Here is a 14,254-nt window from a genome sequence, read left to right as displayed (position 1 = left end):
AATAAACCTCGGTCACCAGTCCTAGTTCGTCGAAAACCGCGGCCGGCTGTACGATGTTCTGCTTAAGTTCGCATTCCGCTTTCATATCGTCCCGGACTGTGCGAAGGTCCCTTCCATGTATGAGGCCATCGTCTCGCAACCGAAAGGACGACAATGGCGCTGTTGGATCATCCCGCCACGTTCAATACCCCGCTCGCTAGCCTGACGAGAGCGACTTCCGCGATCTCGCGTGCACGCACCTTTGACGACGTTGTCGCCACGATACGCGCGAGCGCCCGTTCTCTCGTGGGATGCGAAGGGATCACGGTCGTTCGGCGCGAGGGTGACTTCTGTCACTACGTCGAGGAAGACGCGATCGGGCCGATGTGGAAGGGCGAGAAGTTTCCCGCGTCCGCATGCATTTCCGGCTGGTCAATGATCAACCGGCAGACTGTCGTCGTTCCGGACGTCCGGCAGGACGATCGAATTCCGCTCGAGCTCTATGCCGGCACGTTCGTACGGGCCGTGGCGATGGTGCCCATCCTTCAGGAAGAGCCGGTCGGGGCGATCGGCGCATACTGGTCGCAGCCCTACGAGCCAACCCGGTGGGAAGTTGAGACGCTGGAGGCGCTCGCTGAGGCGGCGGCGACGGCCATCGAGAACATCGGCTTCGCAGCAGGCGTGAAGTTGGAGACAACAGCCGCTTCGGCGTCATCGGACCTGCCTTCCGTCGATCATCGAGCCGACATCGAGGCTATTGCCGGGATTGCCGCTGTCCCCACGATGCTCGACGTCGCGCTTCGCATGACGAAGATGGGCTTCGCGGCCATCGCGCGCGTCACCGAGACGCGTTGGATCACCTGCAGCTCTCTCGATCATGTCGGGTTCGGGCTGAAGCCCGGCGACGAGCTTCCCATCGAAAGCACGTTGTGCAACGAGATCCGCGATCACCGCCAGCCGATCGTCTTCGACGACGCGACGGTGGACGACCGTTACAGTGATCACCACACGCCTCGGATCTATGGCTTGAGAAGCTACATCTCTATGCCGATCATCCGGGCGGACGGCAGCTTCTGGGGCACCTTGTGCGCGATCGATCCGAACCCGGCGAAGGTGGATAATCCGCAGGTTATTGGCACCTTCAAGCTGTTTGCAGAGCTCATCGCACACCATCTCGACGCGGCTGACCGGCTCCGTGCGACCGAGGCGTCCCTGGATCGCGAGCGCGAGCTCTCGGAGCTTCGAGAGCAGTTCATCGCGGTCCTCGGCCACGATCTACGGAATCCTCTCGCCGCGGTCGACGCCGGAACGAACCGCCTTCTCAAGGAGGGCTGGACCGACCGCAGCCCGCTCGTCCTGAACCTGATGAAGGCAAGCATTTCCCGGATGACCGGTCTTGTCGATAACATCATGGACCTCGCCCGCGCCCGTCTTGGCGGCGGCATCTCACTCGACCTAAAGGAAGACGATCTGGTCCAGACGCTGGAGATCGTGGCGGACGAGATCCGCTCGGCGCATCCCGGCCGGGCGATCCATCTCGAACTGGACTTTCCGCAGCCCGCCGTCATCGACCGACCCCGGATCGCGCAGTTGTTCTCGAACCTGGTATCGAATGCGGTAACCCACGGACTGGAAGACCATCCCGTGAGGATCACGGGGCGGAACGGCCCGGATGGCCTGGAGGTCAGCGTGCACAACGCCGGCACTGCAATCCCTAAGGACGACATCGAAAAATTGTTCATGCCGTTTAAGCGCGGCGCCGCATCCCGCGGCGGGCAGGGGCTGGGCCTCGGCCTCTATATCGCGCTGGAGATCGCAAAAGCCCATGGCGGCACGATCGACGTGTCCTCCGATGATATCGGAACGTGCTTCACCTTCTGGATGCCTCCCGCAAGCTAGGGAGAATCTGGTGCCGTGTCACGATGGAAGCGAATTGGGCGCTGCGCCAGTTCAAGACACCGTTAAGTTCGATCTTCGTCGAACTGCCCGAGCCGCCGGTCGACGTGGCCAGTGGCATTCGAGAGGGCGGTGTAGGCGACCTGCGCCGCAAAGACGTGTGTGAACCTAGCCAGAACCGCCGCAAACTTCGGTCGAGCGACTACGGCGTTGGACAACGTCCTGATCGGTACGCGATGGCCGCCCCCATGCGCCTGCATGACGATTTCGTAGATGCTCCGGTCGTCGCCGACCCCGGCTGCAACCGGCGTGAATCCTTCCCGTCCGAACATGCCGGCTTCCGCCCGCCTGCCATTTTCACCGACCACCATTACGGAACCGAAGCCGGACGACGGGAAGTAGACGTAGTCGATCGGACGCTCGGCACGGGCCATGATGAAACTCTGAGGCATGTCGACCTCTTCAAGGGACGAGCCGATCGCTGCGAAGTCTTCTTCTGAAAGGATGTTGAGTATACGATTGCTGCTGAAGCCTGCGGCGCTACTGCCGTTCATGGCTGGAACCTCCTCTCGAATGCAGGGGGGGGAATGGTCTCCCAGCCGCTCGCACCCTTAAAAGTGGCGAGCGATGAAGCAAAGTAGCACGTCGCAAGGAGCTGGATATCGATCCGAAGGACCGCCGCGAGGCATTCGTGCGCGTGGCCCACATGGCTGGCATGCACGTGTTCCCCGACGTCATGGCAGACATGCGGAAAGCCGGTTGACCACAAAAGAAGGCCCCGCCGGAGCGGGGCAGTTGGAGAGTGGCACATCCCGGTAAGACGACACTCGGTCATTGTAGCATCCCCGCGGCAGCGGGCAATTCATTCATTAGTTTCTCCTCACAAAGTTTGGAAAATGAGCAAGCGTTCACAGCCTCTTCTAGCCGACGACAAACCGCTGCGTGGCCGGACGCGAAAGCGGCGCGACCCGGCGCAGCCCAATCTCCTCCTCGATCCGATGCCGGTCCGTGTCGAGCCAGCCTTGGCGCTCCTGAAGCCGAAACCTCCGAGCGATCCCCGCTATGTCGCGGAGCTCAAGTTCGACGGATACCGCGGTTCAATCCACATCGAGCCTTCAGGAGTCCGGTTCCTGACGAGGGGCGGACACGATTGGACAGCGCGTTTCCCGTCCGTCGCCGACACCGCGCGCGAGCTCGGTGTCGCGAGTGCCATCATGGACGGCGAAGCCGTCGTCCTCGACGAGCACGGCCGGTCGGATTTCGGCGCACTGCAGCGCTCCCTTGGCGGTCGAGGTGGCAAGCTGGCGTCGCGCAGTTCAATTTTCTACGCATTCGACCTCCTCTACCTCGACGGCCACGATCTTCGAAACATGGAGCTTTCTAGCCGCCGACACCTGTTAGAAGAGCTGCTCGACGGCGGGGAAGGGGCGATACGGTTCTCCGAGCAGATCGATGGCGACGCCGTCTCGATTTTCGACGCTGCATGCGAGCACGGGCTGGAAGGCGTGATCTTCAAAGACCCGGACAGCCCGTATCGCTCCGGCCGGACGGGCGACTGGATAAAGGTGAAGTGCATCCAGTCCGAGAGCTTCTTCGTCGTCGGCTACGAGAAGTCGGCAGTAGCGCGCGGCGGCGTCGGGAGCCTTCTCCTGGCCGCGCGCAGGGGCGACGCCCTTCAGTACGTCGGTTCCGTTGGCACGGGGTTCAAATACAAGGACGCGGTGGAGCTGCGCGAGATGCTCGACAAGCTTGTGACGCGGAAGGCGCCAATCGACTACGTTGGCCGTCGGAAGAACGTCGTGTGGGCGCAGCCTACTCTGATTGCCGAGATCGAGTACCGCGCCTGGACCGACGACGGCAAACTCAGACACGCGTCTTACAAAGGCCTGCGCGAAGTGCAGGACAATGCGGCCGTCTACGAGATTGAGGAATGATCATCGGCAGTATGCAGCAGCCGTCTTACGCGCAGCGACCATCCGTGCGCCGACACATGTTCCGCAATCCCCGCGTCGTCTTCGTCGATCCCCAAGGTCGCCACGATCCAGTCGGTTGGCATCACTCCCGGAAGGTGTTCGCCCGTTAAGGTGACCGCCAGGCCGTCAAGCGTATCAAGGCCGCTCCTGGTCTCCCGGCCCGCACGCTCAAGCGTCCATAGATATCGCGTCTTCATCTGGTCTGTTCCGTCGCTCATCGAGCCGACATACCGGCAATCGCCGGGCGAGAGAAGGGCCTTCTTGTTTCGGTCGAAAGCGTCACCATCTCAAAAGAGTCCTCGAACCTGGAGCACTCGAGTTGGAAGACGACGCCCTCGAAACCATCGCTATCGCCGAAATTGAAATCCTGCCGCCGGAGCATGGCGACTTGAATGGCGAGGGCGCGCGTTCCTGTCTTTGTTGTGGGCGCTCGCCGTCCTTCCTGGACGACGACGGCTGCGGCATCTGCGAGGAGTGCCTCGCGCCGTAGGACATGGAACTTCTTGATTCGACGGCCGTTTTTCGATGATCGAAAACATCAGGAGGACCGAATGTCTACCACGTCCCGAGGCAGAGCGCAGGATCGCGCAAAGGTCGCCGCCGGTCAAGATCACGAAGTCCGCTACGAGGCCAAGAAGGAAGGCGTCTCCAAGGGCGCGATCAAGAAGGCCGTCAAGTCGGCCGGGAACTCGCGCAAGAAGGTCGAGGCGGAAATCCGGCAATAGGCCGTGAAGCTTGCGACCTACAACGTAAACGGCGTCAACGGCCGGCTCGAAATCCTCCTTCGATGGCTGGGGGAGGCCGAGCCGGACGTCGTCTGCCTGCAGGAGCTGAAGGCGCCGCAGGAAAAGTTCCCGATCAAGGCGATCGAGGCCGCAGGCTACGGCGCGGTCTGGCAGGGGCAGAAGGCTTGGAACGGCGTCGCGATCCTCGCCAAGGGTCAGCAGCCTCATCTCACACGGAAAGGACTTCCGGGTGAACCGGAAGACGAGCACAGTCGCTATATCGAGGCGATCGTCGACGGGATCGTCATCGGCGGCCTGTACCTGCCGAACGGCAATCCCTATCCAGGCCCGAAGTTCGACTACAAGCTTCGCTGGTTCAAGCGTCTTCAAGACTATGCCGCCGAGCTGCTGGAGCTGGAGGTGCCTGTCATCCTTGCGGGCGACTACAACGTCATGCCGACCGAGCTTGACGTCTACAAGCCCGAGCGGTGGACGGACGACGCTCTGTTCAGGGTGGAGGTGCGTGAGGCTTACAAAAAGCTGGTCGACCAGGGCTGGACTGATGCGCTGCGTCATCTGCATCCGGACGAGCGCATCTATACCTTCTGGGACTACTTTAGGAACGCATACGGACGCGACGCCGGGCTGCGTATCGACCATTTCCTGTTGAGTTCGGAGGCTGCCGAGAGGTTGTCCAAGGCGGAGGTCGACAAGCATGTTCGTGGCTGGGAGCACACCAGCGACCATGCTCCGGTGTGGATCGAACTCGACGATAAGCCCGTCAAGAAGGGGAGGAAGCGATGACCGATGACTGGAGAGCGCGCCTGCGCGACAAGTTGGAAGACTTCGTCGACACGTTCGTTGTCGCCGGAGCGAAACAGGAAGACGTCTTCGACGCCATCGTCGAGGAGTTGAAAACCTTAAGGTCGCGCTTGATCGCGACCCCGATCCGGCCGACGACAACAGCGTGGCGGTCGAGGAACCTGCGAACGACTGGCCGTCTGCGGACAAGGGCTAACGAAGGCATCATGACCGGGAATCCGGGAAGAGGTCGAAAATCCCTCACCACGCAGGATCGTGAGGAGATCCCCCATTCCCCACATTGGACGGCGCAGGTCGTCAGGCTCCGGAGACGTTTTCGGCTCTTGATTGGCCGGCCGACCATCCCGGCCAGCTTCGTACAAACTTTCGGCTCTAGCTGCGTCGGTTCGTCCGGGCTGCAATGACGTCGCAACGCTAGATTACTGGGTGTCCTCACCCGAGCAATCTTACTGCCGCGTAGCCGCACGCGCTTGCGAGGCTTGTGAGAACCGTTCCCCAGATCATGTCCACGAAACTTAACGAGACGGGCCACGCCTTGAGGGTAGAGAGGTTCGTGATGTCGCAAAGTCTGTCTGCGTCCGTTCATGAGGAGCCCGCCGCGACTCGGTCGACATTGCGAAAACCACTCTTCGCCTCCGCCGCAATCCTAGCCGAGAGGGTTCGGGCGCTCCGGGGTGAGCGCCCTTTTGCTCTTCTGTGACCTAGTAGCGACGATAGTTTCGCGGCGCTGTCGTCAACGCCGCCTCTTCGCGTCAGATCATAATCTCGCCGCCGGTCACCGGGATGACGGCACCGGTCATGTAGCTTCCCAATTCGGATGCCAGCAGAACATAGGCGCCCGCAAGTTCGGCTGGCTGTCCTGCGCGTTTCATCAATGTCTGCTCGCCGAATTTCGCCGCCTTTTCGGCTGGCATCGTGGAAGGGATCAGCGGGGTCCAGATCGGGCCTGGAGCGACGGCGTTGACGCGGATGCCCTTGTCGGCGAGCATCTCGGCGAGACCTGCAGTAAAGTTGGAAATCGCCCCCTTGGTCGAGGCATAGGCTAGTAGCTGAGGAGAGGGCTGGCGCGACTGTATCGAAGTCGTGTTGATGATCGAGCTACCCGCCTTCATGTGCGGCACAGCGGCCTTTGTCAGGAAGAACGGGGCGTAGATGTTGGTCCGGAAGGTCTCGTCCCATTCCTCGGCAGTGATGTCGCCGATGTCGGCGTATGTGCGCTGGAAGGCGGCATTGTTGACTAGGATGTCGATCCCGCCAAGCTCGTCGACTGCACGCTTCACGAGAGCCTTGCAGTGATCTTCGGACTTGATGTCGCCCGGTGCGACGACCGCCCGACGGCCAGCCTCCTCGACCCATCGTGCCGTGTCCTGCGCATCCTCGTCCTCGGACAAATATGAGATCACCACGTCGGCGCCTTCGCGGGCGAAGGCAATGGCGACCGCCTTGCCAATGCCGGAATCAGCCCCGGTGATCAGTGCGACCTTTCCTTTGAGCTTGCCGTCGCCGCGGTAGGTTCGCTCGCCATGATCCGGCACCGGTTCCATCAGCGCGGTCTTGCCCGGCGGCTCCTGGTGCTGTTCGGGATGCGGGGGAGTGGGACGGCGTGCTTCAGTCATGATAATCTCCTTCGTGTAGGTTGCGCCGCTTAAACGGGTATTCGTCACGAATGTTCGACCCGATGACGACTTCATTGCAGGAACCTTTTCCTGGCACGTGACCAACCCCTGGATCGCGTGACTGAAGCGGCTTCTGGTGGGAACGTCCCGCCTCCTCCGAAGGACCATGAAGCGGTGCTCCACTCCGCCCGGACGCTGTCTTGGGTCGCCATCCGGGTCGGGACCTGCGTCCCGACGAGCCTCGCGCTGCAGCTTGGACCCGAGGCCGTCGTCGTCATCCATGTCGGCGGCGCCTACGGCGACGTGATCTCAGGCCGTGAGCGATGGGTGCAGACGTGGCACAAGCTCCCAGAGCCCGTACGGAGACGGCTGGTTCTCGAACATGACGACATTCGGTTCTCTGCGGCCGACACGCTTTTGATCCATGAGCAGACAGGCGTCCGGCTGATCTTCGATCATCACCATCTCTGGTGTCTGAATCCCGAGCAAGCCGATCTGAAGGAAACGTTCTCTCGCTTCATGAAGACATGGCCGGACGGGCAGCAACCAAAAATCCATTTTTCGTCGCCGAGGACCGACTTCCAGGAAAAGCTCGTTGTCGATCGGGTCACGAAGAAGAAGGCCACGAAGCTCGTCGTCACCGTGACGACGCGGCACGCCGACTTTTGTCATCCGTTCGAGTTCGCGACATTTATGAGGGTCGTCGACGAGTTCGACTTCGACGTCATGCTCGAGGTGAAGGGGAAGGACCTAGCGCTTCTTCGCCTCCGCTCCGACCTGACCCTTTACTCTCCTGATGTGGCCGCCAGGTTCAGAACCGTCGTGTCGAATGAGGAATTTCCAACCGATGATCTTTCAATCGAGGAGGTTGATTAGTAGGACGCTTGGCATAAGACATGTGCCAGGCCGAGCCGGCGAGGAACAATGAACATGTCCGGGCCGGCTGGCCGGCGACGCTCGACGAGCTAAGCCTTTCAAGGCGGCTCACTCTTAACTTGGCAAGTACGATCGCCTCCGAGGATGTCGCTTCCTGCACCGAAGCTCACGGACGCGAGAGTCGCGAGACTGTGGGCATCCCGTAGCCCCGTCGAATCAGAACGCGAGCATCGCATCCATGAGCTAGCGAACGAACCCTGAAGCCGCCCTAATGATCGGGTTTTAGACCGCCGGATCCATCTGGCGACGTCGGGCATCTTCGGCGTCGAGGTCTGGCACCAGTGACGGCGCCCAGGTAAGCTCCCGCGCGCTCTCTTCCGGCGGGTGTACCGCGCCTGGACGTAGCAGGGTCGCGTAGTCGAAGGCAGCTCCCGTCAGAGCCGAGCGGACGGCGAGGCCGATCGCCAGTCCGATCGGCGGCGGCACCGCATTACCCACCTGGCGAGCCGCCGAGTCCTTGCCGCCGACGAACGACCAGTAGTCCGGAAACGCCTGCAGCCTGGCACGCATCCTAATAGTCAAGGAAGGCAGGAAGTCGGCGCCGGCCGCATCGGCTTCCTCCTGTGTCGGCGCGGCGTCGGCGACGTTGCGGATGTCGATTCCCTTCGCCGCCCAGCGTGCCTTCTCCTTGTCCCGGCTGCCGCCTTTTCGGCCGACGACGGTCGACGCGGTTGCGCCGCGATGAAGAACTCCGTTTCTTTCGACGATCTGAGTCCTCAGCGCTTCCGCCCAGGCCGGCGCACCCGCCCAGCCGTTTTCGCTCATGAGATCTATCAGGGCGTCGCCCATGTTCGTGCGCCACTCGGGTAACTTCGGCGGAGCTCGGAAGGCGCCCATCGCGGACCTGCTCATCCCGACAATGAGGATACGCGTCCGTTCCTGAGGCACGCCGTAGTCCTCGGCCTGCATCCGGATGATCTGGACGGCGTATCCCGATTTTCGCAGCTTCTTCATGAAGTCGCCGAGATGGGCGGCGTGCCTTGCATTCAGGAGGCCGAATACGTTTTCAAACGCGAACGCCCGAGGTCTCATCTCGTCTACGGCGCGGGCGCCTTCCATAAGGAGGTCGCGAGGATCATCCCCGCCGAGGCCTTGGCCTTCGATGGAATAGGGCTGACAGGGCAGACCGCCGACGAGAAGGTCGACGCCTTCCGACCTATACGGCTTGAAGTCGACTGTCCGCATGTCGGCCTCGACGACCGGCCAGAACGGTCTGTTCTTCCGGAGCGTCGCGGCGGCGTTCTTGTCGAACTCGACGAGCGCGAGCGGGTGGTAGCCGGCCCTCTCTAAGCCGATCGCGAGACCCCCTGCGCCGGCGCACAGCTCGACTACGGAAAGAAGGGGTCTCGGCACGCTGGCGAGGTTCTTCCTGGAGACGGGCGTGTCGAAGTCGAGAGGAGGCTTCGCGCTGGTGACGTTTTGCAAGCAGTCGATCAGGGCCGTGTGGACGCGGGTGAATTCGTTGGTATTGTCGAGCGCAAAACCGTGGATCCCGCCAAATTCGCCTGCTGCAACGCGGACAAGGGCGAGATGGGCGAGGGCGACGGAGCGCTCGTTGCTGCCGTTCTGAAGCGCGAGGACTTCTTCGAGCGACGACGGCTGCGGACCCCAGAGCTCGGCGAAGCGAGGAAGCACTTCCGTGGCAAGTGCGCGCGCGTCCGCCATCAATTGGACACGGACGTCGTCCGCGAGCCGCGACTGCAGCAGGTCGACCTTAGTCAGGACTTCGCCGACCTGTCTGTCCATCAGCTTCAAGGATTCGGACACGCGGCGCGTGGCGGCCGACTTGGCATGCCGCATCCCGATCTTCGACTGCATCTCCGAGAACGACATCTTCTGCCGTCTGAATTCGGTTCTGATGGCAGCGACATCCTTCGAACCGAGCGTGGCGCCCGCCTCCATCCGCGCCAAGGATTCGAAGCGCGTCTCGTCGTCGGTCGTGGCGAGCGAGCGCAGCAGGGAGAAGCTCACACGCTTCTCGCGTAGAAGGTCCTCGCGTCCCTTGAGGCGTGTCGAAGCCTTCACGAACACGACCGCGTCGGCAAGGTCAAGCTCGCAAGCCGCGTGAACGAAGTGCACGGTCTCCCGTGGGGTCAGATGTTCGCCCACCGCCTCAACCTGAGCCGTGATCTTGAGCAACTTGTCGGCGATCTGCTCCTGAAGCTTCCGAATGGCCTCTCTGGCCTTCGCTACAGTTTCGTGCTTCAGCAAGTCCTCAGGCGAGCGCAACCGCTTCATAGTACTGTCCCAATGCAGGTATCGCCGCGGATCGTCCCACGTCAGCATGTTGCATTACGATACAGATGTTGAGGGCGAGAAAATTACAAAGTTAAAATGCCGGCTTTATGTTCGGAGCTTGCTCCGAAAGAGTGACGTCGGAAACCTTGAGGCCTCCGGTCCAGACCCGACCCGTTAGCCTGCCGAGCAAGACACGCTCGGCACGGCTCATCAATGCGGCATACTGATCGAGGACGCAGGCGAGCGCAGTGCCGTCGCCCTCGCGCAAGTCCAATCTCGTATCGAATGTCCTGATCAACCGCCACATTCCAAAAACCAATCCCTGCAAGAATGGTCCGGGCACAGGTCGCGTGAAAACGTCTTTCAACCATTGGTGACGAATACCCGGCATTTCCGCCAGGAATAGCGTGCGGCTTGATTTACGAGCGCCGCGTCAGATCGCCCAAGGTATCCCTGAGCGTGACTTGCGACAGGAGACTGCCGTCTTCGGATACGATTTCCACTGCATCTGGCGCGAGCGTGCGGGCGAGGAGAGCGCTGCTTACCAGCTCCCGGAGGCCGTCTTCGGCTTCCACGAGAGCATGGTCGAGCGACGGAAGCTCCGTGCCATCGGGATCGTCAAGGACGGTGTTTCCGTGCCTGATGTTGAAGTAGTAGCGGGCCATGTTCATCTCCTCGGCCGCTAACCCCGAGAAACCGCTGCGGTTCCCGGAGACCAAAATCACGTTCGGTCAAGGCATCGAAAGTCTGGAGGAGGGCCTCGTCGGCGCGGACGACGACGTCCGCGAAGCTTGTCGCACCATTCTCCGCAATGCGCTGGATTTGCAGATTGGTCTCTTTCGAGAGATGTACGACCGCATCGACTGCTTGGCAGGGGGACGGCTCATCTAAGCGTTCCGTCTACTCCCTCTACTCAGGCCGGAACCTACATGCTAACTAGGCCGGAGAAGGGGATTCCAGATGAAGTTCAAGCTTGTAGCGGTTGCGGTTGCAGCGCTTGTCCCCGTGGTCGCAATGCTGGGCTACGGCGAGTACGCCATCCGACAGGAACGCGGCGAGGAAGTGCGCGCGCAGGCCGCGCAGGCGGCCAGACAGGCGTCTTCGGAGGTCGACCGCATCGTCGAAGGGCTCCGCTCTCTTCTTCTCGCCGTGACGTCGATGCCGTCCGTCCGGCATCTCGACGCGCCGACATGCAACGAGGCTCTGCACTCGCTGGCTGGAAACGTGCCGAACATTCGTACCATCTTCGTGCTCCGGCCCGACGGCAGCTCCGTGTGCGGCAGCATGGAGATCCCGGCTGGTACGACGTTCGCCGACCGCGAGTACCTCCACCAGGCGGTCGAGACGAAAGCGTTCGTCGTTGGCACGTATACCAAGAGCAAGCTGACAGGCGAGGCGGTGCTGCCGCTGGCGATGCCGCTTCTGGAGGGCGACGCTGTCATAGGTGTCGTGGTGAGCGGCATCCGCCTCGACTGGCTCCAGAATCGCATCACCGAGCGCGGCGTCGCGCCTGGCAATGCTGTGACGCTCGCGGACAGCGAGGGGACGATCGTCGCACGGGTTCCGCTTCCGGAACGCTTCGTCGGAACGGTGATCCCTGACAGCTTCCTCAAGCTCATCCATGCTGACCAACCGGGCGTCGTGGAAGTCCGAAGCCAGGACGGCACTGAACGCGTGCTCGGCTACCGCCCGACCGCTCTGCCGAGCAGCCCGTTGTACGTCAGCGCTGGCTTCTCCACCGTCGAAGCCTTCGCCCCCATCAACAGGTCGACGATCATCAACGCGCTCGGCATCGCCTGGGGCGCGCTGGCAGCTCTCGTCCTGTCCTTCTACGTCGGCAACCGGGTCATCCTCGCGCCCATCTCGCGTATCGGCGAGGTCATGCGCCGTTGGAAGGCGGGCGAGAGCGGCGCCCGCACCGGAATGAATCCTTCCGACGAACTCCACGCCGTCGGCGCGGACCTCGACGACCTCCTCGATCAGCTCGACGCGCGACGCTCGGAGGCCGAACGCTCCGAGGAAGAGCGGATGCTACTCGTCCGGGAGCTAGCCCACCGGGTAAAAAACGGGTTCGCGCTTGTCCAGGCGATATCCCGCCAGACGTTCGCCCGCTCCGACCCCGAACGATTTCGTTCGTTCTCGGAACGCTTGACGGCTCTTGCGGGCACGTACGACCTCATTCTCGCAAAGGAAGGAACGGCCTCCTCGATCAAGGACGTCGTGCAGGCACCTTGAAGGCGCACGCCTTGGATGCTGGACGGATTTCGTTCGACGGGCCGGACGTCGTCCTGTCTGCCGACGTTGCCCTGCCTCTATCGCTCGTTATCCACGAGCTTGCCACGAACGCCATCAAATATGGAAGTCTCGGTGTCGACCAGGGAACGGTCGTCATAACGTGGACTGCCAAGAACGGACGGATAGACCTGCAATGAGTGGAAGCTGACGGGCCGCCGGTGACGGCGCCGACGAGGAAAGGATTTGGCAGCGTCCTGATCGAGCGCGCGTTTCCGGCGACGGCTGCTCCACGATCTGTCTTCGAGTACCGACCCGACGGCCTCCACTTCGAAATTAATTTCGGGTACGAGGAACCATGACCTGTTTTCCTCGTTTGGTGCGACTGGACGAGGACAGGAACACTTATGTCGCATAAAGTGCTCGTAGTGGAAGACGAACCATTTGTGAGAATGGTTGCCGTTGACGTGGTCGAGCAAGCGGGGTTCGAAGCAGTCGAAGCGGGCAACGCAGACGAGGCCCTTGAGCTTCTCGAAAAGGTTCCGGATATCCGGCTGCTATTCACGGACATCGACATGCCCGGCTCGATGAACGGTCTACGCCTCGCGGCTGCGGTTCATGACCGCTGGACGCAGATCCAGATCATCGTCGTGTCGGGCAAGCAGCGCCCATCCAAAACGGAAATCCCAGACCGCGGCGTCTTCTTCTCTAAGCCGTACGACCTCGCCAGACTATGTCGAACAATGCAGGATATGCTTGCTGCCTGACAGGACTTTTTCGCCAGACATATCGATGCTCGACGCGAGCCGGGCAGCCGTCCCCATGCCATGTCCCGCCTGCTCGGCGCCGACCTGATCCGCGAGCTCGCCGAACGCCATCCCGGAGTTGGACACGTTCTCGCGACCGGGTACGCCGAGCTTTCCTCAGGTGCCGATCCAGGCGTCATGCGGCGTCCAATGCAGTTCACTCAGTCGCAGTTGCGCGACGCGCTCACGGCGAATGCCTGACGGACGATTAGAATGCTACCGGCCGACCATTAGTGCGCAATTCGGTAGCACCTGCCACTCGACACTAGGAGCTTCGGTAGTACTGATACCCTGGGGAACTAGGCAGTCCGCCCGACGTCTCGCGCGTTGGCGAGCCCCAAAGTGAGGAACTTTGCGCGGTTGGCGTTGTTAGTGCGGTGCGTAAAACGGGGGTCCGATGTGGAGAAGGTCATCGACGTCAACTTTCACGTTATCTGGGAGCATCCCGTTTTTGTGCGGACAGGCGAAGGGTTCCGCGAGCGGATCGATGGTCCAGACGCGGCGCTCTCAGAACTTCTTCATCGCTGGCCATCAAATTGCTATCCAGAGTTTGTCGTGGCAAAGAGGCGGTGCGTGGACGCGATCACCAACCGCGGCAGTCCGGCTCTCGCTCGAAGCGCATTTATCGAGGCAGCGATCGTCGCGAAGGTCTTAGCCTAACTGCCGCAGTAGCGATCAACGAACTGTCACTTGCCAGGCAGCTCCTCGGTATGCGCCGGACCAGCGGGAAGCTTTTCTTCGGAATGCGCCCTGTCGGCAGCTTGGATCGGCGCTGTCGCGAGGGACGTCACAAGTGAGGAAACTCCGACCGCAACGATGGCGAAGAAAGCCGCGCCAAGGAGCGCGAATGCAGTCCGCCTCGGGTCCTCTTTCATCATTCCGAAGGCTAGCGCGAATCCTAGAAGGCCGGCGCCGCCCGCGACCACTAAAAGCCAGATGTAATTCATCCATATGTCTCCATGGGTAGATGATAAGCTTTCCGCCACTACGCGATGCAAGACACGGGCGGGCAGAGAATAACCGCTGAATGG

General features: G+C 61.6%; 16 protein-coding genes and 2 pseudogenes. 12 read left to right on the top strand and 6 right to left on the bottom strand.

Annotated elements, in window-relative coordinates:
* Nucleotides 1-153: 153 nt before the first annotated feature.
* Nucleotides 154-1,878: a HAMP domain-containing sensor histidine kinase gene (locus J2X43_RS00385; RefSeq protein WP_310289960.1), complete on the top strand. Its 1,725-nt coding sequence runs from the start codon at nt 154-156 to the stop codon at nt 1,876-1,878.
* Nucleotides 1,879-1,940: 62 nt separating this feature from the next.
* Here the strand turns inward: J2X43_RS00385 and J2X43_RS00380 are convergent, their stop codons facing one another.
* Nucleotides 1,941-2,429: a hypothetical protein gene (locus J2X43_RS00380; RefSeq protein WP_310289957.1), complete on the bottom strand. Its 489-nt coding sequence runs from the start codon at nt 2,427-2,429 to the stop codon at nt 1,941-1,943.
* A gap of 342 nt (nt 2,430-2,771) precedes the next feature.
* On the opposite strand from J2X43_RS00380, the gene ligD reads away from it, so the two are divergent.
* Nucleotides 2,772-3,809 carry a non-homologous end-joining DNA ligase gene (gene ligD, locus J2X43_RS00375; RefSeq protein ID WP_310289954.1) on the top strand — a complete coding sequence of 346 codons (1,038 nt, stop codon included), beginning with the start codon at nt 2,772-2,774 and terminating at the stop codon, nt 3,807-3,809.
* On the opposite strand, the gene J2X43_RS00370 is transcribed toward ligD, so the two are convergent.
* Nucleotides 3,791-4,045: a hypothetical protein gene (locus J2X43_RS00370; protein ID WP_310289953.1), complete on the bottom strand. Its 255-nt coding sequence runs from the start codon at nt 4,043-4,045 to the stop codon at nt 3,791-3,793. The two genes, ligD and J2X43_RS00370, sit on opposite strands and share 19 nt — an antisense overlap.
* A 122-nt stretch (nt 4,046-4,167) precedes the next feature.
* Between J2X43_RS00370 and J2X43_RS00365 the strand changes: the two genes are divergently transcribed.
* The 4 genes and pseudogenes from J2X43_RS00365 (at nt 4,168) to J2X43_RS00350 (ending at nt 5,591) form a co-directional block, all read left to right on the top strand.
* A complete protein-coding gene (locus J2X43_RS00365; RefSeq protein WP_310289951.1) occupies nt 4,168-4,338 on the top strand; it encodes a hypothetical protein in 171 nt (56 codons plus the stop codon).
* 61 nt (nt 4,339-4,399) lie between these two features.
* On the top strand, nt 4,400-4,573 hold the full coding sequence (locus tag J2X43_RS00360) for a DUF3606 domain-containing protein (protein ID WP_310289948.1): 174 nt from the start codon (nt 4,400-4,402) through the stop codon (nt 4,571-4,573).
* A gap of 3 nt (nt 4,574-4,576) precedes the next feature.
* A complete protein-coding gene (xth, locus tag J2X43_RS00355; protein ID WP_112445246.1) occupies nt 4,577-5,377 on the top strand; it encodes an exodeoxyribonuclease III in 801 nt (266 codons plus the stop codon).
* Nucleotides 5,374-5,591, top strand: a pseudogene (locus tag J2X43_RS00350) (hypothetical protein). The gene xth and the pseudogene J2X43_RS00350 overlap by 4 nt, the downstream one beginning before the upstream one ends.
* A gap of 236 nt (nt 5,592-5,827) precedes the next feature.
* On the opposite strand, the gene J2X43_RS00345 reads toward J2X43_RS00350, so the two are convergent.
* Nucleotides 5,828-5,953, bottom strand: coding sequence for a DUF2177 family protein (locus tag J2X43_RS00345; RefSeq protein ID WP_112540704.1), 126 nt, complete (start codon nt 5,951-5,953; stop codon nt 5,828-5,830).
* Nucleotides 5,954-6,147: 194 nt separating this feature from the next.
* Complete coding sequence (locus J2X43_RS00340) at nt 6,148-7,011, bottom strand: SDR family oxidoreductase (protein WP_310289943.1); 864 nt, start codon at nt 7,009-7,011, stop codon at nt 6,148-6,150.
* 117 nt (nt 7,012-7,128) lie between these two features.
* On the opposite strand from J2X43_RS00340, the gene J2X43_RS00335 reads away from it, so the two are divergent.
* Nucleotides 7,129-7,887 (top strand): hypothetical protein, encoded by a 759-nt coding sequence (locus J2X43_RS00335; RefSeq protein ID WP_310289940.1) that lies wholly within the window; start codon nt 7,129-7,131, stop codon nt 7,885-7,887.
* 282 nt (nt 7,888-8,169) lie between these two features.
* Here the strand turns inward: J2X43_RS00335 and J2X43_RS00330 are convergent, their stop codons facing one another.
* Both J2X43_RS00330 and J2X43_RS00325 read right to left on the bottom strand, forming a co-directional pair.
* A complete protein-coding gene (locus J2X43_RS00330) occupies nt 8,170-10,185 on the bottom strand; it encodes a DNA cytosine methyltransferase (protein WP_310289937.1) in 2,016 nt (671 codons plus the stop codon).
* A 419-nt stretch (nt 10,186-10,604) separates the two neighbouring features.
* Nucleotides 10,605-10,850, bottom strand: coding sequence for a DUF6894 family protein (locus J2X43_RS00325; protein WP_310289932.1), 246 nt, complete (start codon nt 10,848-10,850; stop codon nt 10,605-10,607).
* On the opposite strand from J2X43_RS00325, the gene J2X43_RS00320 reads away from it, so the two are divergent.
* From J2X43_RS00320 to J2X43_RS00300, 5 genes and pseudogenes are all read left to right on the top strand, one after another.
* Nucleotides 10,849-11,076, top strand: a complete 228-nt coding sequence (locus J2X43_RS00320) for a hypothetical protein (protein WP_112445239.1) — start codon at nt 10,849-10,851, stop codon at nt 11,074-11,076. The two genes, J2X43_RS00325 and J2X43_RS00320, sit on opposite strands and share 2 nt — an antisense overlap.
* A gap of 69 nt (nt 11,077-11,145) precedes the next feature.
* Nucleotides 11,146-12,779 (top strand): annotated as a pseudogene (locus tag J2X43_RS00315) (cache domain-containing protein).
* A 45-nt stretch (nt 12,780-12,824) separates the two neighbouring features.
* Complete coding sequence (locus J2X43_RS00310; RefSeq protein ID WP_112387743.1) at nt 12,825-13,184, top strand: response regulator; 360 nt, start codon at nt 12,825-12,827, stop codon at nt 13,182-13,184.
* A 60-nt stretch (nt 13,185-13,244) separates the two neighbouring features.
* The gene (locus J2X43_RS00305; protein ID WP_310289925.1) at nt 13,245-13,424 is read left to right on the top strand and encodes a hypothetical protein; all 180 of its coding nucleotides are present in this window, start codon (nt 13,245-13,247) and stop codon (nt 13,422-13,424) included.
* Nucleotides 13,425-13,622: 198 nt separating this feature from the next.
* Entirely contained in the window at nt 13,623-13,883 is a 261-nt protein-coding gene (locus J2X43_RS00300; protein WP_112387861.1) for a DUF982 domain-containing protein, read from the top strand.
* The last annotated feature ends 371 nt before the right edge of the window (nt 13,884-14,254 follow it).

Origin of the sequence: Rhizobium sp. BE258 (genome assembly GCF_031457345.1) — a bacterium.
Taxonomy (GTDB): Bacteria; Pseudomonadota; Alphaproteobacteria; order Rhizobiales; family Rhizobiaceae; genus Rhizobium.
Note: the sequence above shows the minus strand (reverse complement) of the source record. Positions and strands in the feature narration are given on the sequence as shown.

Coding starts and splice junctions, on each gene's coding strand:
- J2X43_RS00385 (WP_310289960.1), top strand. CDS start 154: ATGGCGCTGTTGGATCATCCCGCCACGTTCAATACCCCGCTCGCTAGC.
- J2X43_RS00380 (WP_310289957.1), bottom strand. CDS start 2,429: ATGAACGGCAGTAGCGCCGCAGGCTTCAGCAGCAATCGTATACTCAAC.
- ligD (WP_310289954.1), top strand. CDS start 2,772: ATGAGCAAGCGTTCACAGCCTCTTCTAGCCGACGACAAACCGCTGCGT.
- J2X43_RS00370 (WP_310289953.1), bottom strand. CDS start 4,045: ATGAAGACGCGATATCTATGGACGCTTGAGCGTGCGGGCCGGGAGACC.
- J2X43_RS00360 (WP_310289948.1), top strand. CDS start 4,400: ATGTCTACCACGTCCCGAGGCAGAGCGCAGGATCGCGCAAAGGTCGCC.
- J2X43_RS00340 (WP_310289943.1), bottom strand. CDS start 7,011: ATGACTGAAGCACGCCGTCCCACTCCCCCGCATCCCGAACAGCACCAG.
- J2X43_RS00330 (WP_310289937.1), bottom strand. CDS start 10,185: ATGAAGCGGTTGCGCTCGCCTGAGGACTTGCTGAAGCACGAAACTGTA.
- J2X43_RS00320 (WP_112445239.1), top strand. CDS start 10,849: ATGTTCATCTCCTCGGCCGCTAACCCCGAGAAACCGCTGCGGTTCCCG.
- J2X43_RS00325 (WP_310289932.1), bottom strand. CDS start 10,850: ATGGCCCGCTACTACTTCAACATCAGGCACGGAAACACCGTCCTTGAC.
- J2X43_RS00310 (WP_112387743.1), top strand. CDS start 12,825: ATGTCGCATAAAGTGCTCGTAGTGGAAGACGAACCATTTGTGAGAATG.
- J2X43_RS00305 (WP_310289925.1), top strand. CDS start 13,245: ATGTCCCGCCTGCTCGGCGCCGACCTGATCCGCGAGCTCGCCGAACGC.